This window comes from Phycicoccus sp. HDW14, assembly GCF_011383005.1.
GTDB lineage: Bacteria > Actinomycetota > Actinomycetes > Actinomycetales > Dermatophilaceae > Phycicoccus.
On record NZ_CP049935.1, the window covers coordinates 1,378,900 to 1,404,064 of the forward strand.

Below are 25,165 nucleotides of genomic sequence, written 5' to 3' on the forward strand. Positions count from 1 at the left end.
GACGCAGCGCCGACGGCCGGTCGACCTCGGTCAGCCGGCGGCTCGGCGGACCAGTGCCGCGACGTCCTTCTCACCGGCCTTCGTCAGGGTCGTGACGGCCCACGCGACCGGCCACATCGACCCGTCGTCGAGCTGCGCCACGTCCTGGAACTCCAGGCTCGTGTAGCGCTGGCCGAACTTGCCGGAGTTCTTGACGGCGAGCAGCACCTTGCCGTCCTTGGCGTACGCGGGCATCCCGTACCAGGTCCGGGGCGCGAGCTCCGGTGCGGCAGAAGTGATGATCTCGTGCAGGCGGCCGCACAGGGCGCGGTCGCCGTCGTCCATCCGGGCGATGGCGTCGAGCACGCCCTTGACCTCGTCCTCGGCCTTGGCACCCTTGGCGGCCGCCCGGCGCTCGGCGACCGTCGCCTTCATCGCGGACTTCTCGGCGTCGCTGAGGACGTTGCCGGTGCTCTTCTTCGCGGCGCTCATGGCGCACCTCCCTCTCTCGTGGATCCTGCTGCGCCCCATCGTGCTCCCCCACCCGCCCGGGGGCTTCTCCGAACCTGACCGACCTCCGGGCGTAGCCTGCAGGTCCCGACCGAGGAGAGCACCGTGAGCCAGGCAGACGACCTCGACCGGATGGGTGGCGAGAAGTTCGTGCAGCTGACCACCTTCCGCCGCAACGGCACTCCGGTCGCGACGCCCGTGTGGGTGGTGGCCGCCGGCGACGGCACGCTGCTGGTGACCACCCGAGCGGCAGCGGCAAGGTCAAGCGGCTGCGGCACACGTCGTCCGTCCGGCTGCGCCCCTGCTCGCGTCGAGGCGCGGTGCCGGACGGGGCACCGGTCCTGACCGCCACCGCACGGGTGGAGACCGGAGCGGAGTCCGTCGACGCGGCGCACCGGCTGCTGGCGGACGAGTACGGGCTGGAGTTCCGACTCGTCATGGGGGTGGAGCGGGTCCTGCGGCGCGGTCCGGTCGACCGTGTCATCGTCCGCATCACGCCGAACACCCCCGACGGCCACCGCGAACCCTGAGGAGCACCGAATGCGAGTCATCTCCGTCATCCCGAACCTCAACGTCCCCGACATCGACGCCGCCCGGGAGTTCTGGACGGACGTGCTGGGCCTGTCGACCGAGGAGATGAACCTCGGCTGGGTCGCGCGGTTCACCTCCCCCGAGACCGGAGCCCACGTGCAGCTCGTGTCCGGTGACGCGACCGCGCCGGAGGACTCGGTCCTCACCGTGCGGGTCGACGACGTCGACGCGGCGTACGAGGAGGTCGTCGCGGCCGGGGTGGAGGTCGTCCACCCCCTCGTCACCGAGGAGTGGGGCGTGCGCCGGTTCTTCGTGCGGGCACCCGGCGGGCTGGTGCTCAACATCGCCCAGCACCACGCGTGACGCCGCACCCGTAGCCTTCGGTCATGACCCCTGCCGAGCGCTCGACCTACCTCCTCGTCGACGGTGAGAACATCGACGCGACGCTGGGGACCTCGATCCTCGGCCGACGTCCGCGCCCGGAGGAGCGGCCGCGGTGGGAGCGGTTGCTGCAGTTCGCCGAGGACCGGTGGAGGCAGCCGGCCGTCGGGCTCTTCTTCCTCGCGGCGAACACCGAGCTGCCGATGACCTTCGTGCAGGCGCTGCTCGCCATCGGCTACCGCCCCGTCCCGCTGTCCGGCGGGCCCGGCGAGAAGGTCGTCGACATCGCCATCCAGCGCACGCTGGTCGAGCTGGCGCGGCGTGAGGCCGACGTCCTCCTCGTGAGCAACGACGGCGACTTCGCCGAGCAGGTCGAGGGCCTCCTCGACGGCCGCCGGGTGGGTGTCGTCGGCTTCACCGAGTTCCGCAGCAGCGCCTTCGCCGGGATGACCGAGCGCGGCCTGGAGTTCCTCGACCTCGAGTACGACGTGGCGGCGTTCAACGAGCGGCTCCCCGGGTGCGCATCATCCCGATCGCCGAGTTCGACCCCGCGCAGTTCCTCTGAGGTCGCGGTCCGGCCGACGTCGGCCTGTGATGCGAAACCGCCTGTCGCGCAGCGAAACTCTCGGCCCTGTCCCTTCCCTTTCGAACGTGCGTTCGGTAGGATGGTGGGACGAGGGAGGGGAGCCGATGGCCGGGACACAGCACCTGATGGACGCCGCACGGTCGGCGCGCGAGCTGGTGCGCGCGGCGCTGGTGGCGGGTCCCCTCGGTGGGTCGGTCGAAGAGTGCGCGGCGGTCGTCGCTGAGCTGCAGGCACTGGTCAACGAGGTGAGCGCGGCCCAGGACGACGCCATCGTGGCGCTGGCCGCGCTCGAGACCGAGGTCGCCGACGACGGCACCCTCGTGGAGGTGCGCCACGTCCCCGGTCACGTCGCGCTCGATGCCCCGGCGATCGTGTCCGGTGTGCTGTGCCTGTCGTCGGTCGCGGCCGAGCGGCGGGTGCGTGACGCCGTGCGCCGCGCCGTGGACGGACCCGAGAGCGCCGGGACGTGGACGGGTCTGGGTGGGCTGCACGCGGCGATGGCCGCCGGGCGGCTCGACGCCTACCGGGCCGGGGTCGTCGCCCACGAGCTCGAGGAGGTGCCCGCCGAGGTCGCCGCCACCGTCATCACCTCGATCGACGATGCCTTCGACCGCGAGGACGGTCCGAGACTACGGAGGCGGGTCCGACGAGTCCTGGCCCAGATTTCCCCCGACCTGCTGCGCCAGCGGGCGGTGCGGGCCCGGTCGGAGTCCTCCCTGCAACGGTGGGTCGACGAGCCCGGCGTCGACACGTGGCACGGCACCTTCCCCTCCGAGGAGGCCTGCGCCGCGTGGGCCGCCATCGACGCCCTGGCCCAGCAGTACCTCGCCGACGGGACGTGCGAACGCATCGACCGGGCCCGGGCCAAGGCGTTGACCGACCTCGTGACGTCCAACGCCACCATCGACGTCCAGGTGGTCCTCACCACCGCGGCGACCCCGGGACGAGACGCCTCGGCGGTGCAGGCATCGCCCGCGGGCGGGCCGGGCGACCTCGTCGAGGTCGGCGGCATCCGGGCCGGGGACCCCGTCCTCGTCCGGCGCGACTGGCTCGAGCGCGCCATCGCCGTCACCGCCCGCGGCCGCACCGGCCGACCCCGCGTGCTGGCCTGCGACCCCGGGACCGGCGCAGCCACCGACCCCACCGGTGACCTGAGCACCGCCGTCTACCGGCCCAGCGCCCGGCTCGCCGCGTTCGTGCGCGCCCGAGACCGCCACTGCCGCTTCCCCGGCTGCCACGTCGCGGCCCGCTACTGCGACCTCGACCACGTCCGCCCCCACCCCGCCGGACCCACCAGCGCCGCCAACCTCGCCTGCCTCTGCCGCCGCCACCACCGGGTCAAGCAACGACCCGGCTGGCGAGCCGCCCTGCACCCCGACGCCACGATGACGTGGACCGACCCCACCGGACGCACCCGCACGACCCACCCACCCGACCAGCTCCACCCGGTCACGCTGTCCGACAGCGGAACCGACCCACCACCACCCGACCGCGGACGACCCTCCATGGCCGTCCCCGACGGCCCCCACTCAACCCTCGAGCACCACCTCGAACACGCACCCGGGTGCCGAGTCCATGTCGTGCGCCCGCCGGTGCCGATGACCTGCGACGTCCGGGCGCACTCACCGAGAGTCCGCCGCTCGACGAACTCCGACCCGCCGCCCTTCTGAGCGAGACGGTTCCCCGGCCGGTGGCGTCCGCGTGTGCACTGGTCACCCCGATGCCGACGTCACCGGGGCTCAGCTCGCGTCCGAGTACGCCAGGCGGACGCCGCAGTGGAGGCAGCGGAACAGGTACCCCGTCACGTCCCCGTCGCGGTGCATCGACCTGGTCTGTCGATCTGCTTCTTCGTGGTCGACTCCGAGGGCCCCGAGGTCCGCTCGCAGCGACTGGAGGGCGTCGGGAAGGTCGGCGACCTCGTCCCAGCCGACGGGACCGAGGAACGCGGCGGCGTCGGCGCAGTGGTACATCCAGTGCTCCTGCTGCCACCCCAGGAAGCCGGGCGTGCGCTGCGACACCTCCTCGAGCACGGCCACGGGAACGTCGGCGGGGACACGGCGTCCGACGTCGGTCAGCTGTGCGGGCCCGTCCGGGTGGGCGAGGGCAGTCGCCGCCGTCCCGTCGGCGATGCACCGGAGGCACAGGACCTCGGCCTGCTTCCCGAAGATCGTGCCTCCGGAGTACGCGAAGCCCGCGGGACGGGTGCAGACGGTGCACACCTCGTCCGACAGCACAGCGGACCCTGTCCCGACGGGGTCGGGGTGGTAGCGGAACACGGGGATGACCGACACGGGAGGAGCATCCCAGCCCACCCGGTCACGCGTGGGGAACTCGGACGACCTGCCGCGTGACGGGAACGCACCTCACCACAGCGGAGCCCGGAACAGCTGTCGCTCAGACCCGTTCGACGCGATCGGCCTGCGGACCGCGGTCTCCCTGCTTCACCTGGTAGCGGACCCGGTCGCCCGGGTACAGGGGCTCTGTGCCCCGCACGACCGACACGTGGACGAACAGGTCGGCGCCTCCCGCATCCGGGGAGATGAAGCCGAAGCCCCGCTCCTCGTCGAAGCGCGCGACCGTCCCCTCGCCGCCGCGGGCCGGGGCGCTCGAGCCCTTCTGGTGACCCGACCGGGCACGCTGCGGAGCCCGCGCAGGGGCGCTCCGGCGCGGCGCACCACCACCCGCCAGGCGCACGTCGCGCGCCTGCGGGCCCTTCTCGCTCATGACGACGTCGTACGTGACCCGGTCCCCCTCCTCGAGCTCGTCGAGCCCGCCGGCGAGGTCCCGGGCGTGGGCGAAGACGTCGGTGCCGCCGGCCTCGGGGTGATGAACCCGAAGCCCTTGTCGACGTCGTACCAGGACACCGTGCCGTCCGCCCCGTCGGAGGCCGCGGCCCGACGGCCGGCCCCGTCCGCCAGGGGGAGCACGTGGTCGGCCTGCGGTCCCCGCTCACCGTCGACGACGAGGAACGCCACCCGCTGCCCCTCCGAGACCACGCCCCCCGCGACGACGGCCGAGCCGTGGACGAAGATCTCGGCACCCCCGTCGTCGGAGGTGATGAAGCCGTAGCCCTTGGCCGGCTCGAACCAGGTGACCGTGCCGAGCACACCGAGCGGGCTGTCGGCGGCCCGGTCGGCGGTGACCCGGACGCGCCGGGCCAGCGGGCCGCGGTCCCCCTCGCCGATCTCGAGCTCGACCACCTGCCCCTCCCGGAGCACCTTGACCTTCTCGTCGCCGAGGATGTCGGACGCGTGCACGTACAGGTCGTCCGTGCCCTCCCCGAGTGCGATGAACCCGAACCCCCGGTCGGCGTCGAACCAGCGGACGGTTCCCTCGGTCATGGCTGGCTCCTTGTCGGCGGGGTGGTCGGTGCGCTGCCCAGTATCCCCCCGGACGAGCTCACTCCTCGATGGTCACGCGGACGGACCGGGCGCGCTCGAGCGCCTTCTGCAGCACCGCGAGCCGCGGGTCCGGGAGGTCGTAGAGCTCGGCGCGCGGCAGGTCGCGCAGCCCGGCCAGCCGCGGGTCCTCGAGCACACCCTCGGCCAGCGACCGGTCACCCCCGAGCACCAGCCCCGTGGCGCCCGACCCGGCCAGCAGCCGCACCGCGTGCTCGGTGACCGCCCCGACGAGCTCGTCGGCCTGGTTGGCCCGGCGCCGGGCGAAGCGCTGCTGGCTCCAGCCACCGGCGGCCGTGCGCGACTGCACGTAGCGCGTGCCGACCTTGTGCGTGACGAGCCGGTCCCCCGCCGCCACGCCGACCGCGTACCCGCCGCGGCGCACGAGCAGCAGCGCCAGCGGGTCGGCCTCGAGACGCGAGACCCCGACGACCCGCTGGGGCCGTCGGGGTTGTTCTCGTCGAAGCGCGCCCGCCAGCGGTCGTACCGCTCGGGCGCGACCTCGACGACGCGGGTCGTCACGCTCAGATGTTGAAGCCCAGGGCGCGCAGCTGCTCGCGACCGTCGTCGGTGATCTTGTCCGGGCCCCACGGCGGCATCCAGACCCAGTTGACCCGGTACCCGGCGACGACGCCCTCGAGCGACGCGGCGGTCTGGTCCTCGATGACGTCGGTCAGCGGGCAGGCCGCCGACGTGAGCGTCATGTCGATGACCGCGTGGTTCTGCGGGTCGATGGTGATGCCGTAGACGAGGCCCAGGTCGACGACGTTGATCCCGAGCTCGGGTCGACGACGTCGCGCATGGCCTCCTCGACGTCCGCGACGTTCGCCGGCGTGGTGGTGGTCTCGCTCACTGCTTCGCTCCTTCGGCCTGGTACAGGGCATCGGTGAACGCCGACCACGAGAGGAGGGCGCACTTGACGCGTGCGGGGTACTTCGCGACACCGGCGAGGGCCACGCCGTCGCCGATCTGGTCCTCGTCGCCGGGGTCCTCGCCCTTGCTCGTGAGCATCCGACGCATCGCCTCGTAGGTCTCGCGGGCGTGCCCGACGGTGCCGCCGGTGACCTCCTCGGCGAGGATGGACGCCGACGCGACGCTGATCGAGCAGCCCATCGAGTCGTACGAGACGTCCTCGACGACCGCGTCGTCACCCGCACCGCTGACGTGCACCCGCAGGGTCACCTCGTCGCCGCAGGTGGGGTTGACGTGGTGGCTCTCGGCGTCGAACGGCTCGCGCAGGCCGGCCCGCACGGGGCGCTTGGAGTGCTCGAGGATGAGCTCCTGGTAGAGGTCCATCAGACGGTCACCTCCGTGCCGAAGATCGCCGGGACGCGGTCGAGGGCCTCGAGGAGGGCATCGACCTCGGCCGGTGTGGTGTAGGCGGCGAACGACGCACGGGTGCTGGCCGGCGCGTGCAGCTTCCGGTGCAGCGGCCACGCGCAGTGGTGGCCCACGCGCACCTCGACACCGCGGTCGTCGAGCACCTGCCCGACGTCGTGGGCGTGGACGCCGTCGACGACGAAGGCCACCGCTCCCCCGCGCTCGCGCAGGTCGGACGGCCCGAGGACGCGGACCCACGGCCGCTCGGCGAGCCCGCGCAGCAGCCGCTCGGTGAGGGCCTGCTCGTGGGCGTGCACGCGGTCGAGCCCGAGCGCGGTGAGGTAGTCGCAGGCCGCGGCGAGCCCGACGGCCTGGGCCGCGACGGGCACCCCGGCCTCGAACTTCTGCGGCACCGGCGCGTACGTGGCGCCCTCCATCGTCACGGTCTCGATCATCGAGCCACCGGTGAGGAAGACCGGCATCTCGTCGAGCAGCTCGGCGCGGCCCCAGAGGACCCCGATGCCGAGCGGGCCGAACATCTTGTGGCCAGAGTACGCGAGGAAGTCGACCCCGAGCTCGGCGACGTCGACCGGGAGGTGCGGGACCGACTGGCAGGCGTCGAGGACGGCCAGCGCCCCCACCGCGTGCGCGCGCTCGGCGAGCTCGCGGACCGGGTTCACGGTGCCGAGCACGTTGGAGACGTGCGTGAAGGCGAAGACCTTCGTGCGCTCGGTGAGCAGCTCGTCGAGGTCGGTGAGGTCGAGCCGCCCGTCCTCGGTGACCGGCACCCAGCGCAGTGTGGCGCCGGTGCGGCGGCAGGCCTCCTGCCACGGGATGAGGTTGGCGTGGTGCTCCATCTCGGTGACGAGCACCTCGTCACCCGGGCGCAGCGAGAACCGCTCTCCCCGACCGCCGCCGCCACCGTGCGTGCCGTTGGTGAAGGCGTACGCGACGAGGTTGAGCGCCTCGGTGGCGTTGCGGGTGAAGACGACCTCGCCGGCCTGCGCCCCGATGAACCGGGCGATGGTCTCGCGCGCCGACTCGTAGGCGTCGGTGCCCTCCTCGGAGAGCTGGTGCGCCCCGCGGTGCACGGCGGCGTTCGTGTGCTCGTAGAAGTGCCGCTCGGCGTCGAGCACCGGGACGGGCTTGTGCGAGGTGGCCCCCGAGTCGAGGTAGACGAGCGGGTGGCCCCGCGCACCGTGCGCGACAGGATCGGGAAGTCGGCCCGCAGCCGGGCCAGCTCCGCGTCGGTGAAGGGGGCGGCGGTCATCAGGCCTCGACGGGGGTCTCGGCGAGGAAGCGGTCGTAGCCCTCGGACTCGAGCCGGTCGGCGAGCTCGGGACCGCCCTGCTCGGCGATGCGACCGTCGACGAACACGTGGACGAAGTCGGGCTGGATGTAGCGCAGGATCCGCGTGTAGTGCGTGATGAGCAGGACGCCGGCGCCGGTGGACTCCTTGGCGCGGTTGACGCCCTCGGAGACGACACGCAGGGCGTCGACGTCGAGGCCGGAGTCGGTCTCGTCGAGGACGGCGAACTTCGGGCGCAGGAGCTCCATCTGGAGGATCTCGTGGCGCTTCTTCTCGCCGCCGGAGAAGCCCTCGTTGACGTTGCGCTCGGCGAACGCGGCGTCCATCCGCAGGTTCTCCATGGCGCCCTTGACGTCCTTGACCCAGGTGCGCAGCTTCGGGGCCTCGCCGGTGACGGCGGTCTTCGCGGTGCGCAGGAAGTTCGAGACGGTGACGCCGGGGACCTCGACCGGGTACTGCATCGCGAGGAAGAGGCCGGCGCGGGCGCGCTCGTCGACGCTCATCGCGAGGACGTCCTCGCCGTCGAGGGTGACGGTGCCCGAGGTGACCGTGTACTTCGGGTGGCCGGCGATGGAGTACGCGAGGGTCGACTTGCCGGACCCGTTGGGGCCCATGATCGCGTGCGTCTGACCGGACTCGAGGGTCAGCGTGACACCGCGGAGGATCTCCTTGGTGCCCTGCTCGGTCTCGACGGTGACGTGCAGGTCCTTGATCTCAAGGGTGGACATACGGCTCAGATCTCCTCGGACAGGGCGACGAAGACGTCGTCACCCTCGGTGCGGACGGTGTGGACGGCGATGGGGGTGATGGCGGGCGGCCCGGTGGGCTCGCCGGTGCGCAGGTCGAAGCGCGAGCCGTGCAGCCAGCACTCGAGGGTGCAGCCGTCGAGCTCGCCCTCGGAGAGCGAGACGTTGGCGTGGCTGCAGGTGTCGTCGACGCAGTGGACGGATCCGTCCTCGGTGCGCACGATCGAGACGCGGCGCCCCTCGATCTCGGCGAGGGCGGCCCCGACGGCGGGCAGCTCGTCGAGCCGGCAGACGTAGGTGTAGCCCTCGGCGGTCAGCTGGTCGCTCATGCGGCCTCCCCGGCGAGCTCGCGCTCGATGGCCACCATGAGGCGCTCCTGCACCTCGGGGACGCCGATGCGCGCGACGACGCTGGCGAAGAACCCGCGGACGACGAGGCGGCGGGCCTCGTCCTCGGGGATGCCCCGCGCCATGAGGTAGAAGAGCTGCTCGTCGTCGAACCGCCCCGTGGCCGAGGCGTGCCCGGCCCCCTCGATCTCCCCGGTCTCGATCTCGAGGTTGGGGACCGAGTCGGCGCGGGCACCCTCGGTGAGGAGCAGGTTGCGGTTCAGCTCGTAGGTGTCGGTGCCCTCGGCCGCGGCGCGGATGAGGACGTCGCCGACCCAGACGGTGCGGGCGGTCTCGCCCTGGAGCGCGCCCTTGTACTCGACGTTGCTGCGGCAGTGGGGCGCCTCGTGGTCGACGAACAGCCGGTGCTCGAGGTGCTGGCCGGCGTCGGCGAAGTAGACACCGAGGCCCTCGAACGAGCCGCCGGGGCCGGCGTAGGACGCGTTGGTGTTGAGCCGGACGACCCCGCCGCCGAGGGTGACGGCGATGTGCCGGACCCGGGCGTCACGGCCGACGACGACGTCGTGCTGGCCGAGGTGGTGCGCGGCGTCGTCCCACTCCTGGACCGACACCAGCGTGACGTCGGAGCCGTCGCCGGCGAGGACGGTGAGGACCTCGGCGTAGTCGGCGACCCCGTGGTGCTCGAGGACGACCGTCGCGCGGGCGAACCGGCCGACCCGCACGAGCAGGTGCCCGTGGACGAGGTCGGACCCGTTGCCGGAGAGGCGGATCCGCACCGGCTCGGTGAGCTCGGCGTCGGCCGGGACGTCGACGACCGCGACCCCGCCACTGTGGGCGGCGGCGACCGCGGCGGCCCGGTCCTGGGGCTTCGGCACGCCGAGGGCCTGCCAGTCGGCGACGGGCAGCGTCGTGACGGTGACGCCCTCGGGCAGGTCCTCCTGCCAGTCGAGGCAGGCACCGGTGGCCTCGTCGCGGAAGAACGCGCCGAGCCGGTCGACGGGCGTGAACCGCCACTCCTCCTCGCGCCCGTGGGGCACGGCGAAGTCCGCGGGGTCGAAGGACGCCCGGCGCTCGGCGCGCGACTGGTCGGGGACCATCGTCGCGGCGCTGTGGGTATGGGCGCCCTCGGAGGGGCGCTGGGGGTGAGCAGGCTCATTCAGCCCACTGCTCCTTCCATCTGCAGCTCGATGAGGCGGTTCAGCTCGAGGGCGTACTCCATGGGGAGCTCCTTGGCGATGGGCTCGACGAAGCCGCGCACGATCATCGCCATCGCCTCCTCCTCGGTCATCCCGCGGGACATCAGGTAGAACATCTGGTCCTCGGACACCTTGGAGACCGTGGCCTCGTGGCCCATCTGCACGTCGTCCTCGCGGATGTCGACGTACGGGTAGGTGTCGGAGCGGCTGATCGTGTCGACGAGCAGGGCGTCGCAGACGACCGAGCTCTTCGACCCGTGGGCGCCCTCCAGGATCTGGACGAGGCCGCGGTAGCTCGTGCGGCCACCGCCGCGGGCGACGGACTTGGAGACGATCGAGCTGCTCGTGTTGGGGGCGGCGTGGACCATCTTCGAGCCGGCGTCCTGGTGCTGGCCCTCGCCGGCGAAGGCGATGGACAGGGTCTCGCCCTTGGCGTGCTCGCCGAGGAGGAAGACGGCCGGGTACTTCATGGTGACCTTGGACCCGATGTTGCCGTCGATCCACTCCATCGTCGCGCCCTCGGCGCACGTGGCGCGCTTGGTGACGAGGTTGTAGACGTTGTTCGACCAGTTCTGGATCGTCGTGTAGCGCACGCGGGCGTTCTTCTTGACGACGATCTCGACGACGGCCGAGTGCAGCGAGTCGCTCTTGTAGATCGGCGCGGTGCAGCCCTCGACGTAGTGCACGTAGGAGCCCTCGTCGGCGATGATCAGCGTCCGCTCGAACTGGCCCATGTTCTCGGTGTTGATGCGGAAGTAGGCCTGCAGCGGGATGTCGACGTGGACGCCCGGCGGGACGTAGATGAACGAGCCGCCCGACCAGACGGCGGTGTTCAGCGCGGCGAACTTGTTGTCGCCGGCCGGGATCACCGAGGTGAAGTACTCGCGGAAGAGGTCCTCGTGCTCGCGCAGCCCGGTGTCGGTGTCGACGAAGATGACGCCCTTCTCCTCCAGGTCCTCGCGGATCTGGTGGTAGACGACCTCGGACTCGTACTGGGCGGCGACACCGGCGACGAGGCGCTGCTTCTCGGCCTCGGGGATGCCGAGCCGGTCGTAGGTGTTCTTGATGTCCTCGGGCAGGTCCTCCCAGGAGGTGGCCTGCTTCTCGGTGGACTTCACGAAGTACTTGATGTTCTGGAAGTCGATGCCGGTGAGGTCGCTGCCCCAGCTGGGCATGGGCTTCTTGCCGAACAGGCGCAGCGACTTCATCCGCAGGTCCTTCATCCACTGCGGCTCGGACTTGCGGTCGGAGATGTCGGCGACGACCTCCTCGGAGAGCCCACGGCGCGCGGTGGCGCCGGCGCTGTCGCTGTCGGCCCAGCCGTACTCGTAGGTGCCGAGGTCCTTCAGACCCGGGTTGAGCTCTTCGATGTGGCTCGTCATCGCGATGGCCTCTCGGTGGTGGGGGTCGGGACGAACGTGGTGCAGACGTGGTCGCCGTGGGCGAGGGTCGCCAGGCGCTGGACGTGGACGCCGAGCAGGCGCGAGAACGCCTCGGTCTCGGCCTCGCACAGCTCGGGGAACTCGCTGGCCACGTGCTGGACGGGGCAGTGGCCCTGGCAGAGCTGCACCCCCGTCAGCGCCGTGGCGGCCCCGGGTGTTCCCACGGGGCGGGCCGAGGCGGCGTAGCCCTCGGCGTTGAGCGCGGTGACGAGGGCGTCGGTGCGACGGGCGGTGTCGTGGCCGGCGTCGTCGAGGGTGGCGGCGATGCGGTGCTCGAGCCCGGCGACCCGCTCCTCGGCGAAGGCCTGGACGGCCGACTCGCCGCCGGTGCGGCGCAGGAACCGCAGCGCCTCGCCGGCGAGGTCGTCGTAGTCGGAGGACAGGGCCCGGTGGCCGGCGTCGGTGAGGGTCCAGGCCTTGGCCGGACGACCCCGGCGCCGGGGCCCCGCGGCGTCGCGCGGCTCGACGAGCCCGGCGACGTGCAGGTTGTCGACGTGGCGCCGCACGGCGGTCTCGGTGAGGCCGAGCCGCTCGACGAGGGTGGTGATGCCGACCGGCCCCTCCTGGCTCACGACGCGCAGCACCCGGTCGCGCGTGCGCGACTCGTCGGTGTGGACGTCGGGATTAACCACACACCCATGTTAGGTAAATGCGGGGACGACGTCCAAGGAAGGCTTGCCTAACCGGCCGTGGCCTGGCCGCCTGGCCGGTTACCCGGCGGTGCCGCGCTCCTCGACGAAGTCCTCGGCCCCCGGGCCGTCAATCTCGTCGTCCTCCTCGATGGGGAGGAAGACCGAGGGCATCCGGCTGCGGGGCGGCGCGACCGAGGCCTGGCCGAACAGCCGCTCGCGGACCGGCGCGGTGAGCACCCCCAGCGGAGCCGTGAGCACGTAGCCGTAGGCGACGACGAGACCGGTGAGACCGGGGGCCACCACGAGGCCGACGACGATGACGAGGGCCACGACTGCCGTGCCGAGCCGCGCCCGCGGCGTGGTCGGGGCCAGCAGGTTGCGGAAGGAGCGGAAGCGGATGGTCATCACCATGAGGAAGGCCGGCGCGACGCTGACGAGCATCGGGAACCACGCTCGCCAGGGGCCGGTGCCGGGCCCGAAGAACGGGGAGTCGAGGGCGAAGATCGTCGCGATGACGACCATCGCGGCGCCCGGCGACGGCAGGCCGACGAAGTAGCGCTTGTCGGCCGCGGGGTCGATGGTGACGTTGAACCGGGCGAGCCGGAAGGCCGCGCAGGACATCCAGAGGAAGGCGACCAGCCAGGCGAGCACCGGCCACTCCCCCAGCGCCCAGGTGTGCACGAGCACCGCGGGGCGACGCCGAAGGAGATGAGGTCGGCGAGGGAGTCGAGCTGGAGCCCGAACGGCGAGGTGGCCCCGACGAGCCGGGCGACGAACCCGTCGGCGATGTCCATGACGATCGAGAAGGCGATGAGCACCGCGGCGAGCGTGAAGTGTCCGCGGAAGGCGAGCAGCACGGAGGAGAATCCGCTCAGGAGGTTGAGGGTCGTGAAGGCGCTCGGGGCGAGCAGCCGGGCCCGCTCGCGCTTGCGAAGCTGCCGCAGCGAGACGACGTCGGCGCCGGTGGGCGAGACGAGGCGCCAGCGGTCGAGGATGCGCCGCCGGCCGCCGGTGGTGCCGGTCGCGACCGGCTGCGGCGCGTCGCCGCTCACGACCGGGCCCCGGCGCCGGAGCCCCAGCGGGCGATGACGCTCTCGCCGGCGACCACCCGGTCGCCCTTCGCGACGAGCAGCGCGCAGGCCGGCGGGACGAAGACGTCCATCCGGGAGCCGAACTTCATCAGCCCGACCCGCTCGCCCGTGCCGAGCTCGTCCCCGACGGCGACGCGGGTGACGACCCGGCGGGCCATCAGCCCGACGATCTGGCGGAAGTGGACCCGCCGGACCTCACCGTCGACCTCGCGCTCGACGGTGATGTCGGCGCGCTCGTTGAGGTGGGCGCTCTCGTGCTTGTAGGCGGCCAGCCACTTGCCGGGCCGCTGGACGACCTCGACGACCCGTCCGCCGTACGGCGCGCGGTTGATGTGCACGTCGAACGCCGACAGGAAGATGCTCACCTGCTGCCAGTCGCCGGGGGAGCGACGCCGACCTGGCCGGGCCCGGCGTACATCACCTTGCCGTCGGCCGGGGAGAGGACGTCGTCGACGGGCGCCGTGGCGGCGTCGGGGGTGCGGTCGGGGTCGCGGAAGAACGCGGCGACGGCCACCGGCAGCACCCCGAGCACCGCGGCCACCCCGGCCGTCGCAGGAGCAGGGCGAGCGCGGCGGGGACGGCGGCGACCGCTGTCACGGGGCCGGCCTCCCGGTCGATGCGTGGCATGACCCCCACCCTAGGATGTCGAGACATGGCGGCGGTCCTCGTGCACGAGCTGCGCCGCGTGTTCGGGGACGGGCCGCGGTCGACGGCGCGAGCTGGTCGGCGGCCGCCGGGCGCGTCACCGCCGTGCTCGGCCCGAACGGCGCGGGCAAGACCACCACCGTCGAGTGCCTCGAGGGGCTCCAGCGCCCCGACGGCGGTTCGGTGCGCGTCCTCGAGACCGACCCGTGGGGTGCACCGGCCGGCCACCGCGCCGCCGTCGGCGTGATGCTCCAGGACGGCGGGCTGCCCACGACCTCACGGCCGTTGCCGCTGCTGCGCCACCTCGCCGCACTGCACGCCGACCCGTGGCCGGTCGACGAGCTCGCGACCCGGCTGGGCATCGCCGACTTCGCCGGGACGACGGTCCGCCGGATGTCCGGGGGGCAGCGCCAGCGGGTCGCCCTCGCGGCGGCGCTCGTCGGTCGCCCCGACGTGCTCTTCCTCGACGAGCCGACCGCCGGGCTCGACCCCCACGCCCGCCTCGAGGTGTGGGCGCTGCTGCGGGCCGAGGCCGACCGGGGCGTGTGCGTCGTCGTCACCACCCACTCCTTCGAGGAGGCCGAGCGGATCGCCGACGACGTCGTCGTCCTCGCGGCCGGGCGCGTCGTCGCCTCCGGGTCGCTCGCCGAGGTGCGGGGCGCGCGCTCGCTCGAGGACGTCTACTTCGAGCTGACCGCCGGGGGTGCACGGTGAGCGCGCCGGCTCCCCCGCGCACGCGAGTGCTGGCCCAGGCCGCCTTCGAGACCCGGATGCTGCTCGGCAACGGCGAGCAGCTGCTCGTCTCGGTGCTGCTGCCGGCCATCGCCCTCGTCGGGTTGGCCCTGGCCTCGGTGCCCGACCTCGGCCCGGGCCGGCGGGTCGACCTCGCCACCGCCGGGACCCTGGCGCTCGCGGTCCTGTCGACGGCGTTCACCGGGCAGGCCATCGCCACCGGCTTCGACCGCCGGGCCGGCGTGCTGAGGCTGCTCGGCACGACCCCGCTCGGGCGCGGGGGCTGCTCGCGGGCAAGGCCCTGGCCGTGCTCTCGGTGCTGGCGGTGCAGATACTCGTCCTCGGCGGGCTGGGCCTCGCCCTAGGGTGGCGGCCGGTCGCGGCCGGGCTGCTGCCGGCGCTCGTCTCGCTCCTGCTCGGCACGGGGGCGCTCGTCGCCCTGGCCCTGCTGCTCGCCGGAACGGTGCGCGCCGAGGCCGTGCTGGCCCTGGCCAACCTCGTCTGGGTGCTGCTGCTCGGGCTGGGCGTCCTCGTGCCGACGTCGGTGCTGCCGGGCCCGCTCGCGACGGTGGCCGCGCTGCTGCCCTCGGGCGCCCTCGGTGACGCGCTGCGGACCTCGCTCGTCGGCGGCGGCTGGCCGTGGGGTCCGTGGCTGGTGCTCGTGGTGTGGGCCGGGGTGGCCGGCGCCGCGGCGGCCCGCTGGTTCCGCTGGTCCGGGTGAGTCGTACGCTTCTCGCGTGACGACGAGCACCGCGACCCCGGTCGGGTCGGGCACCCGCGCCGGCTCCCGCTGGCTGGGTCCGGTGCTGCTCGCGAACCTCGTCGCGCAGGTCGGCATCGTCGTCACCGGGGGCCTGGTCCGGCTCACCGGTAGCGGCCTCGGGTGCCCCACCTGGCCGCGCTGCACCGGTACCTCCATCACGCCGACCGTCGAGCAGGCCGAGGGCTTCCACAAGTACATCGAGTTCGGCAACCGCACCCTCACCGGCGTCCTCGCGGTGCTCGCGCTGGCCACCGTCGTCGTCGTCTGGCGGTCCGCGCCCCGGCGGCCCATGAAGGTCGCCGCCCTCGTCGTCCTCGGCGGGGTCGTGGCGCAGGCGCTGCTCGGCGGCCTCACCGTGCTGCTCGGCCTGCACCCCGCCACGGTCGCCACCCACTTCCTGCTCTCGATGGCGCTCGTCGTCGCCGCGGGCTACCTGTGGTTCACACGGTCCGAGGCGGCGGTCCCGCCCCGCCCGCTCGTGCCCGACCTCGTCGTCCGCCTCGGCTGGGTGACCAGCGCCGTCGGTGCCGTGGTCCTCGCCCTCGGCACCGTCGTGACCGGCTCGGGGCCGCACTCCGGCGATGCCGACACCCCCAACCGCTTCGGCTTCGACCCGCGCACCATCTCGTGGCTGCACGCCGACGTCGTCATGCTCTTCCTCGGCCTCGTCGTCGCCACCTGGCTCGCCGCCCGGCTCACCGCCGAGGCCACCTCCGCGCCCCGGGCCTGGCTCGTCGTCCTCGGCGTCACGCTGGCCCAGGGCGTCATCGGGTACGTGCAGTACCTCACCGCCCTGCCCGAGGCCCTCGTGCTGGCGCACATGCTCGGCGCCTCGCTGCTCGTCGTGGCCCTGACCGCGGGCATGCTTGCGCTGCGCAGCCGAGCGGCCTAGTCCCGCAACAGTCCCGCGGCCCGGGCCAGCGCCACCGCCTCCCCGCGTGAACCGGCGCCGAGCTTGGCGAGGATGTTCGAGACGTGCACGCTGGCCGTCTTCGTGCTGATGAACAGCGCCCGGCCGACCTCGCCGTTGGAGCGCCCGGCCGCGACGAGGGCCAGCACCTCGGCCTCGCGGGCCGTGAGCCCGGTGGCGGCCGGCCGTGCCGCGAGCCGGTCGAGGGACGCGAGCAGCGGCCCGGCCCGGAGGCGTTCGGCCTCGGCGCGGGCGAGCGCGGCCTGTTCGGCGGCGCCGGAGCCACCGCTCGCCGCGAGCACCTCGGCGAGCCGGGCCCGCGACCGGGCCAGCTCGTACGGCTCGGCGCGCGTCTCGAAGAGGCCGACGGCCTCGCGCCACGGCTCGACGAGGGCCTCGGCACCGACCGCGGCACCGGCCGCCCACTCGAGGCGCAGCGCCTCGGCCCGGGCCCGGGCCGTCCAGGCGACCCCCTCGAGCGAGGGCTCGGGCAGCGTCGACCCCTCACCCCACACCTGGGCCGCGTCGGCGGCCAGCGCCCGACCGACCTCGAGCAGCCGGCGCCGCTCCTCCCCCGGCAGGTCGCGCAGCGAGGAGGCGAGGTGCCCGACGACGAGGGCCGCGAGCCGCACCTCGACCGGCAGCCGTGGGAGGGACCAGAGGTCGCGCAGGTGGGCGACGAGCTCGGCGTGCACCTCGAGCATCCGCTCGAGCCGGCCCTCGCGACCGAGCGCGTCGACGGCGGCCGACCCGGCCTGCACCGCGATCCGGCCGTCCTCGGACCAGAACGGCCGCGACGCCGTCAGCACCTCCTCGGGGTCGACCTCGCCGCGGGCCACCGGGATGTACGAGCCGGCGCACTCGATGCCCGCGAGTCCCGCGGCGGGCAGACCGGAGGCCCGGGCGTCGTCGACGAGCCGCACCGCGAGGTCCCAGTCGCCCATCTCGTAGGCGGCGGTGACCGCGAAGGCCCGGCCGTCGACCCCGAAGACCGAGGCCTGCAGCCCGGCCCGCCGCGCCTCGGCGTGCTCGCGCTCGAAGCCCTCGAGGGCCGCCCGGAACTCGCCCTGGCGCAGGTGCAGGCCGGCCAGCACGTGCATCGCGCGCAGCAGGGCGAGGTCGGGGGCGTCGGTCCACTCCGCGACGACCGCCTCGAGCCGGCGGATCGACTCGTGGGGGTCGCCGGCCGCCTCGCCGAGCCGGACGAGCACCGACGACAGGTCGGCGCGGTCGACGGTGAGCTCGTGGCGGACGGCCAGGGCCATCACCTCGTCGGCCACCGCGACGGCCTCGGCCGTGGGCCCGGCGTCGGTGAGCGCCTCGGCGCGACGGGTCAGGAGGCTGCCCCGCAGCGGCGCGGGGGCGTCGTCGTCGAGCAGGTCGAGTGCCTCGGCGGTCAGCGCGAGCCGGTCGATCCGTTCCTCGGTCATCCGCGAGGCGAAGGCGACGGCGCCCATCAGCTCCGCGCGCTCGTGCGCGCTCGGGTCTGGGCTGGCCAGCCGCGCCCGCAGCAGCGTCATCGCGCGCATCGGCCGTCCGGCGGCGTTGGCGGCGCCGGCCGCGCGCAGGGTGAGGGTGTGGGCCTGCCCGGGATCGACGTCGAGGAGTCCGAGGGCCGCCTCGTAGTGCGCGAGGGCCTCGGCCGGGCCACCCATCCGGCGGGCGCTGTCGCCGGCGCGCACGGCCGAGGTGAGAGCCAGGCCCCGGTCGCCGGAGGCCAGGGCGTGGCGGGCGAGGTCGGCCGCCGAGCCGAGGCTCGCGTCCTCGAGCAGGGCGTCGGCGCAGGCCCGGTGCAGCTGGACGCGCTCGTGCGGCAGGAGGTCGTCGCTGACCGCCTCGGCGAGCAGGGCGTGGCGGAACTCGTACCCCCGGTCGCCCCACGGCTCGAGGACGTGGTGCTCGAGGGCGGCGCGCAGGGCGGCCCGCAGCACGCCGGGCTCGACCGCCGCGACGCGTTCGAGGAGGGCGTGCGGCACGCGCCGGCCGATGACCGCCGCCACCCGCACCACCGCCTGGGCCTCGTCGTCGAGCTGGTCGACGCGCGCGAGCAGCAACCGGGTGAGGTCACCGGGGTCGGCACCGCCGGTGCCCGCGGCGGCCGCGAGCTCCTCGGCGAAGAAGGCGTTGCCTTCGGCCCGGCGGGCGACCTCGTCGACGACGCGCGGCGAGAGCGCCCCGGCGGCCCGGCGGACGACGACGCGCAGGTCGGCGTCGGGCAGCGGCCCGAGCTCGAGGCGGGTCAACGACGGCAGGCGGGACCAGAGGGCGAGGGCACTGGCGAGGGGGTGCCGTCGGTGGATGTCGTCACTGCGCCAGGTGACGAGCAGCCCGACCCCCGGGGGCGCACCGCGGGTGAACAGGAGGGTCAGCAGCTCGCGGGTGGAGTCGTCGGCCCAGTGCACGTCCTCGACGACCGCGAGCACCGGCCCGCGCCGACCGAGCTCGGTGAGGGCGGCGTGCACGGCCTCGACGAGGTCGCCGCGCACGGTGTCGGAGCGGGCGGCACCGGCCAGTCGGGGCACCAGGGGCACGAGCCCGGGGTGGGTGGCGACGAGCTCGTCGACGAGGTCGCGCTCGCGCGCGTCGAGCTGGGCGAACACCTCGACGAGAGGCAGGTACGGAAGGCTCGTACCGACCTCGCCGACGCAGTGCCCGACGAGGACGCGCTGCCCCTCGGCCTGCTCGACGAGGCGGGCCACGAGCGCGGACTTGCCGATGCCGGCGTCGCCCCCGAGCAGCACCGCGCCGCCGCCGCCCTCGTGCTGGCCGAGGGCGTCGGCGACGCGGTCGAGCTCCTCGAGGCGGCCGACGAGCTCGGGGCGGACACGGGGCGGCACGGGCCCGATCATGGCACCCGGCACCGACGCCGGTCCCCTCACGGGTGGCGCGGGCGGCCGGTGGCGCGGGGCCGGACGAGCCGCGCGACGACGGCGGCGAACGGGTGGACGCCGGTGCCGACGCGCGTCTCCTCGGCGCCCTGGTCGTGCCGGCGGCGCGGGTGGTGCACGTCGACGCCGGCGAGCTCGAGACGGCGCTCGACCTCGGCGGTGACGAACAGCTGGTCTGCGTGGATGCTCACGGTGGTCTCCTTCTCGTGGTCGGTGGGCGGGTCCGTCCGACGTCCTCCACGGTGCGCGGCTGAGGTGGGCCGCCACATCGGGCGGCTGCCGTATCTCCGGCACCCGCGGACGGCGTGAGGTACCTCAGGCCGCTGGTCCAGGGCCGACTCGCGTGCTCCCGAGCCGGGTCGACGCGGCTCGGCACGGTCGGTGTGGCTCGCGAGCCGGAAGGGTTAGCTCGTCGGCCTCCACCGTATCGACAATAGCCCTTGTGCAAGCGGCCTTGTGCATCTATGGTCGACATCATGACGAAGCCGGAGATCCGCACCCTGCGCGACGCCGCACCGCTCGCGGCCCTCGCCCACCCGTTCCGCTCGCGGATCATGGACGCCCTCAAGGTCGACGGTCCGTCGACCGCGTCGATGCTCGCCGCCCGCACCGGCCAGGCGGTCGGCAACGCGAGCCACCACCTCAAGGTGCTCGCCGAGGCCGGGCTCGTCGAGGAGGCTCCCGAGCTGGCCCGTGACCGGCGGGAGCGGTGGTGGCGGCTCGTGTCGGCCGGTACCCGGTGGAGCAGCCTCGACCTGGCCGGCGACCCCGCAGCCGAGGCCGCCGCGCGCGAGGCCGAGGCCCTCCAGCTGCGCCGCCAGCTCGAGCGCGTGACCGCCTGGCTCGCCAACGAGGGCACCGACCCCGAGTGGGACGACGCCGCCTTCGCCAACCAGAACTGGATGCGCCTCTCCCCCGCCGAGCTGCGGCAGGTCGCCGAGGAGACCGTCGCGCTCTACCGCCGCTGGTCCGACCGCGAGATCCCCGACGACGGCGTCGAGCGCGAACCGGTGCTCGTCTTCGCGAGGGGGTTCCCGTGCCAGCCGTGACGACCTCCTCCCCCACCACGACGACCGGCCCGGTTCCCCTGCGCCGCAACCGTTCCTTCGTTCTGCTGTGGGTCGGCGAGGGCGTCAGCGTCCTCGGGGCGATGACCACCACCGTCGTCGTGCCGCTCCTCGCGGTCACCGAGTTCGGGGCCGGCGCGGGCTGGATGGGCCTGCTCACCGCGGCGGCCTGGCTCCCCTGGCTCGTCGTCGGGCTGCCCGCCGGCGCCTGGGTCGACCGCCTCGACCCGCGCCGCGTCATGGTCGTCGCCGACCTCGTGGCGGCCGCGGCCGTGGGCTCGGTGCCCGTCGCCTTCCTCCTCGGGGTGCTCGGACTGCCGCACCTGCTCGCCGCGGCCCTGGCCGGCGGGGCCTGCTCGGTCTTCTTCCGCACCGCGTACGCCGCGTTCGTGCCCCGGGTGGTGCGCGAGGACGACCTCGACGCCGCCAACGGGCGCCTCTACGGCACCGAGTCCGCGATGCAGGTCGCGGGGCCGGGCGTCGGCGGCCTGCTCGTCCAGCTCGTCGGCGCCGCCGTCGCCGTCGTCGCCGACGTCGTCAGCTTCCTCGTCTCCGCGGCCTGCCTGTGGCGGATCGACCCCCGGACCCTGCGCCCCGCCCCCGAGCGTCCCGAGCGCGGCCGGCTGCGCGACGAGATCGCCGACGGCGTGCGCATCGTCCGCCGGGACCCGTTCCTGCGCTTCTTCTCCCTCCAGGGCGCGGCCTCGAACTTCGCCCTCACCGGCTACGGCGCGTTGCTCGTGCTCTTCCTCGTCCGCGACCTCGACGTGCGTCCGGCCACGGTCGGCCTGCTCGTGTCGGCCGGCAGCGTCGGCGGTCTGCTGGGCGCCGCGGTCGCCTCGCCGCTCGCCCACCGGGTCGGCACGGCCCGGGCCATGCGCTGGCTCCAGGTGCTCGGCGGACCCACGGCCCTGCTCGTCCCGCTGGCCGGACCCGGCCCGGCCGTCGCCCTCGTCCCGGTGGGGGTGGCCCTCGTCGGTGTGGGGGTCGTCGGGGCCAACGTCGTCCGCTCGGCCTTCCGCCAGCGCTACACCCCGCCGCACCTGCTCGGCCGCACGACGTCGGCGTCCTCGGTCCTCAACTTCGGCACGATGCCGCTCGCGGGCCTCGTGGCCGGCTGGCTCGGCACCGCCCTCGGCGTGCAGCCGACCATCCTCGTCATGACCGCCCTGCACGCCGTCGTGTCGCTCGCACCGTACGTCGGTCCCTACCGCCGCGGGCGCGACCTGCCGCCGGGGCGGCTCGACGCCGCGTGACCGGCCGACTCAGCGGATGGCGAGGTGCAGCAGCGGGTCGACCGCCACCGCGAGGAAGACCACCGTCACGTAGGTGATCGAGTAGTGGAACAGGCGCATCGGCTTGAGCGCGTTGCCCGTGAGGCCCCGACGGGCGGCGGCCAGCAGGCGGTGCGCCTCGGCGACGAACAGCGCCCCCGCGAGCACCGCGGTGCCGGCGTAGAGCCAGCCCATCGAGGCCACCGGCACGAGGACGAGCGACGTCGCCACCATCACCCAGGAGTACGCGACGACCTGGCGCCCGACGGCCACCGGGCCGCGCTCGACCGGCAGCATCGGGACCTCGGCGTTGGCGTAGTCGTCGCGGAAGGCCATCGACAGCGGCCAGTAGTGCGGCGGGGTCCAGAAGAAGATCACGAGGAAGAGCACGAGGGCCGGCCACTGCACCGTGCCGGTGACGGCCGACCAGCCGATGAGGGTCGGCATGCACCCGGCGATGCCGCCCCAGACGATGTTCTGCGACGTGCGCCGCTTGAGCAGGATCGTGTAGCCGACGGCGTAGAGCACGATGGCCACCACCGACAGCACGGCCGACAGCACGTTGACGACGAGGGCGAACCAGGCGGTCGAGGCGACGGTCAGCACGCCGCCGAAGACCATCGCCTCGGTGACGGTCACCTCGCCGGTGACCATCGGGCGCGAGCTCGTGCGGTGCATCAGCCGGTCGATGTCGCGGTCGTACACCGAGTTGAAGGTGTTGGCCGCGCCGGCGCTGAGGATGCCGCCGACGAGGGTCGCGACGACGAGCCACAACGAGGGCACGCCGCGCTCGGCGAGGAACATCACCGGCACCGTCGTGACGAGCAGCAGCTCGATGATGCGCGGCTTGGTCAGCGCCACGAAGGCGGAGACCCGGCGCCCACGGCCGCGGGCGGCGTCGGGCGCCGATGCGGCAGTCAGGGGGGAGGTGGCCACGTCGTCCTTCGCGGTCGGCCGGAACGGTGCGCCGCGATTCTAGCCGCCGTCGTGCAGAACCCCGTCGACCGCCCCTCACCGGGGGTCCGGTCCGGCACTAGGGTGGGTCGGACCAGCGTCACACGGCGCCCTCACCGCCGGTGGTTCCGCCCGAGTTCGTTCCCGTGAGAGAGGTTTCCCTTGACCACCACCACCACCCGCAAGCGCTCCACCTCGCTGCTGGCCGGCCGCTCCCCCGAGCTGAACCGCCCCGTGGCGAAGAAGGCGAAGTGGACCGACCTCGACGTCCGGGCGGTCGACACCGTCCGGGTGCTCGCCGCCGACGCCGTGCAGAAGACCGGGAACGGCCACCCGGGCACCGCGATGAGCCTGGCGCCCGTCGCGTACCTGCTCTACCAGAACGTCATGCGCCACGACCCGTCCGACCCCACGTGGCTCGGGCGCGACCGCTTCGTGCTGTCGTGCGGGCACTCCTCGCTCACGCAGTACATCCAGCTCTACCTGTCCGGCTACGGCCTCGAGCTGTCCGACCTCAAGGCGCTGCGCACCTGGGGCTCGCTGACCCCCGGCCACCCGGAGGTGCACCACACCCCCGGTGTCGAGATCACCACCGGCCCGCTCGGGTCCGGCCTCGCCTCGGCCGTCGGCATGGCGATGGCCCAGCGCCGCCAGCGCGGCCTGCTCGACCCCGAGACCAAGGCCGGGCAGAGTCCCTTCGACCACCACGTGTGGGTCCTGGCCTCCGACGGTGACCTCATGGAAGGCGTTGCCTCCGAGGCGTGCTCGCTCGCCGGCCACCAGGAGCTCAGCAACCTCACCGTCGTCTACGACGCGAACCAGATCTCCATCGAGGACGACACCGACATCTCGTTCTCCGAGAACGTCGGCAAGCGGTTCGAGGCCTACGGCTGGGACGTCGTCGACGTCGACTGGCGCCGGTCCTCCGACCCCGCCGGCGACGCGAGCTACACCGAGGACGTCGACGCGGTCCTCACCGCCCTCGAGAAGAGCCGTCGCCCCGGCAAGCGACCGACCCTCGTGCGCCTGCACACCGTCATCGCCTGGCCGGCGCCGTCGGCGCGGGGCACGGGCAAGTCGCACGGCTCGGCCCTCGGCGACGACGAGGTCGCGGCCACCAAGACGATCCTCGGGTTCGACCCGAAGAAGACCTTCGAGGTCGACCGCGCCGTCATCACCCACACCCGCGAGGTCAAGAAGCGCGGCAAGGCCGCCCACCGCGAGTGGGACAAGGGCTACAAGGCGTGGCGCAAGGCCAACCCCGAGCGCGCCTCCCTCCTCGACCGGCTCGTCGCCGCCGAGCTGCCGAAGGACTTCGCCAAGGCGCTGCCGACCTTCGACGCCGACCCGAAGGGCATCGCCACACGCGCCGCCTCGGGCAAGGTGCTGACGGCCCTCGCCGACGTCGTCCCCGAGCTGTGGGGCGGCTCGGCCGACCTCGCCGAGTCGAACAACACGACGATGGGCGGCCAGCCCTCGTTCATCCCCGCCGGCAAGCAGACCGCCGAGTGGAAGGGCGGCCCCTACGGCCGCACGCTGCACTTCGGCATCCGCGAGAACGCGATGGGCATGATCCTCAACGGGATCGCGCTCGAGGGGATGACCCGCCCCTACGGCGGCACCTTCCTCGTCTTCTCCGACTACATGCGCCCGGCCGTGCGGCTCGCCGCCATCCAGGAGCTGCCGGTCACCTTCGTGTGGACCCACGACTCCGTCGGCCTCGGCGAGGACGGCCCGACCCACCAGCCGGTCGAGCACCTCGCCTCGCTGCGGGCCATCCCGGGCCTGGCCGTCGTCCGCCCGGCCGACGCCAACGAGACCTCCGAGGCCTGGGGCGAGATCCTGCGCCGCGGACGCCCCGCCGGCCTGGCCCTCTCCCGGCAGGCCCTCCCGACCGTCGACCGCAAGACCCACGCGAAGGCCTCCGGCGTCCGCAAGGGCGCCTACGTCCTCGTCGACGGCGGCCCGACGGGCGACCAGGCCCCCGAGGTCGTCCTCATCGCCACCGGCTCCGAGGTCGGCCTGGCCCTCGCGGCACGAGAGCGCCTCGAGAAGGCCGGCACGCGCACGCGCGTCGTCTCGATGCCGTGCCGGGAATGGTTCGAGGAGCAGCCGCGCTCCTACCAGAACAAGGTCCTGCCCCCCGAGGTCCGGGCCCGCGTCAGCGTCGAGGCGGGTGTGGCCATGGGATGGCACGACCTCGTCGGAGACGCCGGCCGCTGCATCAGCCTCGAGCACTTCGGGGCCTCGGCCGACGGCGCGCGGCTGTTCCGCGAGTTCGGGTTCACGCCCGAGGAGGTCGTCAAGGCCGCCAAGGACTCGCTCAAGGCCGCCCGTTCCGCCTCCGGCACGCCCGCCGTCAACGACACGGCGCCGCGCGCCCGCAAGGACGAGGGCACCGACGTCGGCACGCCCAAGGCGCCGAGCCGCAAGAGCGCGGCCTCGGCCAGGAAGTGAGACACCC

The 25,165-nt window shown here is 73.8% G+C and carries 25 protein-coding genes and 7 pseudogenes; 11 read left to right on the top strand and 21 right to left on the bottom strand.

Annotated elements, in window-relative coordinates; translation table 11 throughout:
• Positions 1-30 precede the first annotated feature (30 nt).
• On the bottom strand, positions 31-471 hold the full coding sequence (locus G7075_RS06870) for a DUF1801 domain-containing protein (RefSeq protein WP_166120203.1): 441 nt from the start codon (positions 469-471) through the stop codon (positions 31-33).
• 123 nt (positions 472-594) lie between these two features.
• On the opposite strand from G7075_RS06870, the gene G7075_RS20215 reads away from it, so the two are divergent.
• The 5 genes and pseudogenes from G7075_RS20215 (at position 595) to G7075_RS06890 (ending at position 3,657) form a co-directional block, all read left to right on the top strand.
• Complete coding sequence (locus tag G7075_RS20215) at positions 595-834, top strand: pyridoxamine 5'-phosphate oxidase family protein (RefSeq protein ID WP_205860638.1); 240 nt, start codon at positions 595-597, stop codon at positions 832-834.
• Positions 835-848: 14 nt separating this feature from the next.
• Positions 849-1,019: a hypothetical protein gene (locus G7075_RS20220; protein WP_205860639.1), complete on the top strand. Its 171-nt coding sequence runs from the start codon at positions 849-851 to the stop codon at positions 1,017-1,019.
• A 10-nt stretch (positions 1,020-1,029) separates the two neighbouring features.
• Positions 1,030-1,383: a VOC family protein gene (locus G7075_RS06880; RefSeq protein ID WP_166120206.1), complete on the top strand. Its 354-nt coding sequence runs from the start codon at positions 1,030-1,032 to the stop codon at positions 1,381-1,383.
• Between the two features lie 23 nt (positions 1,384-1,406).
• Positions 1,407-1,966, top strand: a pseudogene (locus G7075_RS06885) (NYN domain-containing protein).
• 146 nt (positions 1,967-2,112) lie between these two features.
• Positions 2,113-3,657, top strand: coding sequence for an HNH endonuclease signature motif containing protein (locus G7075_RS06890; RefSeq protein ID WP_166120209.1), 1,545 nt, complete (start codon positions 2,113-2,115; stop codon positions 3,655-3,657).
• Between the two features lie 69 nt (positions 3,658-3,726).
• Here the strand turns inward: G7075_RS06890 and G7075_RS06895 are convergent, their stop codons facing one another.
• The 17 genes and pseudogenes from G7075_RS06895 to G7075_RS21000 form a co-directional block, all read right to left on the bottom strand.
• Entirely contained in the window at positions 3,727-4,278 is a 552-nt protein-coding gene (locus G7075_RS06895; protein WP_205860640.1) for a CbrC family protein, read from the bottom strand.
• Positions 4,279-4,381: 103 nt separating this feature from the next.
• Positions 4,382-4,711: a cold-shock protein gene (locus tag G7075_RS22595; protein WP_166120214.1), complete on the bottom strand. Its 330-nt coding sequence runs from the start codon at positions 4,709-4,711 to the stop codon at positions 4,382-4,384.
• A 24-nt stretch (positions 4,712-4,735) separates the two neighbouring features.
• A pseudogene (locus tag G7075_RS22600) lies at positions 4,736-4,846 on the bottom strand (hypothetical protein); the annotation flags it as partial.
• A 122-nt stretch (positions 4,847-4,968) separates the two neighbouring features.
• Positions 4,969-5,328, bottom strand: a pseudogene (locus G7075_RS22605) (cold-shock protein); the annotation flags it as partial.
• Between the two features lie 58 nt (positions 5,329-5,386).
• Complete coding sequence (locus tag G7075_RS06910; protein WP_240917951.1) at positions 5,387-5,770, bottom strand: acVLRF1 family peptidyl-tRNA hydrolase; 384 nt, start codon at positions 5,768-5,770, stop codon at positions 5,387-5,389.
• 139 nt (positions 5,771-5,909) lie between these two features.
• Positions 5,910-6,187 (bottom strand): annotated as a pseudogene (locus G7075_RS06915) (metal-sulfur cluster assembly factor).
• 47 nt (positions 6,188-6,234) lie between these two features.
• Complete coding sequence (sufU, locus tag G7075_RS06920; protein ID WP_166120220.1) at positions 6,235-6,681, bottom strand: Fe-S cluster assembly sulfur transfer protein SufU; 447 nt, start codon at positions 6,679-6,681, stop codon at positions 6,235-6,237.
• Positions 6,681-7,975 (bottom strand): annotated as a pseudogene (locus G7075_RS06925) (SufS family cysteine desulfurase). Before G7075_RS06925 ends, sufU begins: the two are co-directional and overlap by 1 nt.
• Entirely contained in the window at positions 7,975-8,742 is a 768-nt protein-coding gene (gene sufC, locus G7075_RS06930; RefSeq protein WP_166120271.1) for a Fe-S cluster assembly ATPase SufC, read from the bottom strand. The pseudogene G7075_RS06925 and the gene sufC overlap by 1 nt, the downstream one beginning before the upstream one ends.
• Positions 8,743-8,747: 5 nt before the next feature.
• Positions 8,748-9,089 carry a non-heme iron oxygenase ferredoxin subunit gene (locus G7075_RS06935; protein WP_166120274.1) on the bottom strand — a complete coding sequence of 114 codons (342 nt, stop codon included), beginning with the start codon at positions 9,087-9,089 and terminating at the stop codon, positions 8,748-8,750.
• Positions 9,086-10,204 carry a Fe-S cluster assembly protein SufD gene (gene sufD / locus G7075_RS06940; RefSeq protein ID WP_166120276.1) on the bottom strand — a complete coding sequence of 373 codons (1,119 nt, stop codon included), beginning with the start codon at positions 10,202-10,204 and terminating at the stop codon, positions 9,086-9,088. Before sufD ends, G7075_RS06935 begins: the two co-directional genes overlap by 4 nt.
• 59 nt (positions 10,205-10,263) lie before the next feature.
• Positions 10,264-11,685 (bottom strand): Fe-S cluster assembly protein SufB, encoded by a 1,422-nt coding sequence (gene sufB / locus G7075_RS06945; RefSeq protein ID WP_166120279.1) that lies wholly within the window; start codon positions 11,683-11,685, stop codon positions 10,264-10,266.
• Positions 11,682-12,377 carry a metalloregulator ArsR/SmtB family transcription factor gene (locus G7075_RS06950; RefSeq protein WP_166120281.1) on the bottom strand — a complete coding sequence of 232 codons (696 nt, stop codon included), beginning with the start codon at positions 12,375-12,377 and terminating at the stop codon, positions 11,682-11,684. Before G7075_RS06950 ends, sufB begins: the two co-directional genes overlap by 4 nt.
• Before the next feature lie 78 nt (positions 12,378-12,455).
• Positions 12,456-13,064, bottom strand: a complete 609-nt coding sequence (locus tag G7075_RS20985) for a hypothetical protein (protein WP_240918123.1) — start codon at positions 13,062-13,064, stop codon at positions 12,456-12,458.
• A 62-nt stretch (positions 13,065-13,126) separates the two neighbouring features.
• Positions 13,127-13,429: pseudogene (locus tag G7075_RS22610) on the bottom strand (CDP-alcohol phosphatidyltransferase family protein); the annotation flags it as partial.
• Complete coding sequence (locus G7075_RS20995) at positions 13,426-13,833, bottom strand: phosphatidylserine decarboxylase (protein WP_240917952.1); 408 nt, start codon at positions 13,831-13,833, stop codon at positions 13,426-13,428. The pseudogene G7075_RS22610 and the gene G7075_RS20995, both read right to left, overlap by 4 nt.
• Entirely contained in the window at positions 13,830-14,009 is a 180-nt protein-coding gene (locus G7075_RS21000; RefSeq protein ID WP_240917953.1) for a hypothetical protein, read from the bottom strand. Before G7075_RS21000 ends, G7075_RS20995 begins: the two co-directional genes overlap by 4 nt.
• A gap of 209 nt (positions 14,010-14,218) precedes the next feature.
• Here G7075_RS21000 and G7075_RS06965 point away from each other — a divergent pair, with 209 nt between their 5' ends.
• The 3 genes and pseudogenes from G7075_RS06965 to G7075_RS06975 all read left to right on the top strand — a co-directional run bounded on the left by G7075_RS06965 (position 14,219) and on the right by G7075_RS06975 (position 16,500).
• The gene (locus G7075_RS06965; RefSeq protein ID WP_371814200.1) at positions 14,219-14,827 is read left to right on the top strand and encodes an ABC transporter ATP-binding protein; all 609 of its coding nucleotides are present in this window, start codon (positions 14,219-14,221) and stop codon (positions 14,825-14,827) included.
• A gap of 56 nt (positions 14,828-14,883) precedes the next feature.
• Positions 14,884-15,566: pseudogene (locus tag G7075_RS06970) on the top strand (ABC transporter permease).
• A 16-nt stretch (positions 15,567-15,582) separates the two neighbouring features.
• The gene (locus G7075_RS06975; protein ID WP_166120287.1) at positions 15,583-16,500 is read left to right on the top strand and encodes a heme A synthase; all 918 of its coding nucleotides are present in this window, start codon (positions 15,583-15,585) and stop codon (positions 16,498-16,500) included.
• Here G7075_RS06975 and G7075_RS22230 read toward each other — a convergent pair.
• Positions 16,497-19,355 carry a LuxR family transcriptional regulator gene (locus G7075_RS22230; RefSeq protein ID WP_166120290.1) on the bottom strand — a complete coding sequence of 953 codons (2,859 nt, stop codon included), beginning with the start codon at positions 19,353-19,355 and terminating at the stop codon, positions 16,497-16,499. The two genes, G7075_RS06975 and G7075_RS22230, sit on opposite strands and share 4 nt — an antisense overlap.
• A 38-nt stretch (positions 19,356-19,393) precedes the next feature.
• Positions 19,394-19,597 carry a hypothetical protein gene (locus G7075_RS06985; RefSeq protein ID WP_166120293.1) on the bottom strand — a complete coding sequence of 68 codons (204 nt, stop codon included), beginning with the start codon at positions 19,595-19,597 and terminating at the stop codon, positions 19,394-19,396.
• 285 nt (positions 19,598-19,882) lie between these two features.
• Here G7075_RS06985 and G7075_RS06990 point away from each other — a divergent pair, with 285 nt between their 5' ends.
• Both G7075_RS06990 and G7075_RS06995 read left to right on the top strand, forming a co-directional pair.
• Positions 19,883-20,455 carry a winged helix-turn-helix domain-containing protein gene (locus G7075_RS06990; RefSeq protein WP_166120296.1) on the top strand — a complete coding sequence of 191 codons (573 nt, stop codon included), beginning with the start codon at positions 19,883-19,885 and terminating at the stop codon, positions 20,453-20,455.
• Positions 20,443-21,729, top strand: a complete 1,287-nt coding sequence (locus tag G7075_RS06995) for an MFS transporter (protein WP_166120298.1) — start codon at positions 20,443-20,445, stop codon at positions 21,727-21,729. Before G7075_RS06990 ends, G7075_RS06995 begins: the two co-directional genes overlap by 13 nt.
• A 9-nt stretch (positions 21,730-21,738) precedes the next feature.
• Here G7075_RS06995 and G7075_RS07000 read toward each other — a convergent pair whose 3' ends face one another.
• The gene (locus G7075_RS07000) at positions 21,739-22,683 is read right to left on the bottom strand and encodes a heme o synthase (protein ID WP_166120301.1); all 945 of its coding nucleotides are present in this window, start codon (positions 22,681-22,683) and stop codon (positions 21,739-21,741) included.
• A 180-nt stretch (positions 22,684-22,863) separates the two neighbouring features.
• On the opposite strand from G7075_RS07000, the gene tkt reads away from it, so the two are divergent.
• A complete protein-coding gene (gene tkt, locus G7075_RS07005; protein WP_166120304.1) occupies positions 22,864-25,158 on the top strand; it encodes a transketolase in 2,295 nt (764 codons plus the stop codon).
• The last annotated feature ends 7 nt before the right edge of the window (positions 25,159-25,165 follow it).

Coding starts and splice junctions, on each gene's coding strand:
- G7075_RS06870 (WP_166120203.1), bottom strand. CDS start 471: ATGAGCGCCGCGAAGAAGAGCACCGGCAACGTCCTCAGCGACGCCGAG.
- G7075_RS06880 (WP_166120206.1), top strand. CDS start 1,030: ATGCGAGTCATCTCCGTCATCCCGAACCTCAACGTCCCCGACATCGAC.
- G7075_RS06890 (WP_166120209.1), top strand. CDS start 2,113: ATGGACGCCGCACGGTCGGCGCGCGAGCTGGTGCGCGCGGCGCTGGTG.
- G7075_RS22595 (WP_166120214.1), bottom strand. CDS start 4,711: ATGAGCGAGAAGGGCCCGCAGGCGCGCGACGTGCGCCTGGCGGGTGGT.
- sufU (WP_166120220.1), bottom strand. CDS start 6,681: ATGGACCTCTACCAGGAGCTCATCCTCGAGCACTCCAAGCGCCCCGTG.
- sufC (WP_166120271.1), bottom strand. CDS start 8,742: ATGTCCACCCTTGAGATCAAGGACCTGCACGTCACCGTCGAGACCGAG.
- G7075_RS06935 (WP_166120274.1), bottom strand. CDS start 9,089: ATGAGCGACCAGCTGACCGCCGAGGGCTACACCTACGTCTGCCGGCTC.
- sufD (WP_166120276.1), bottom strand. CDS start 10,204: ATGGTCCCCGACCAGTCGCGCGCCGAGCGCCGGGCGTCCTTCGACCCC.
- sufB (WP_166120279.1), bottom strand. CDS start 11,685: ATGACGAGCCACATCGAAGAGCTCAACCCGGGTCTGAAGGACCTCGGC.
- G7075_RS06990 (WP_166120296.1), top strand. CDS start 19,883: ATGACGAAGCCGGAGATCCGCACCCTGCGCGACGCCGCACCGCTCGCG.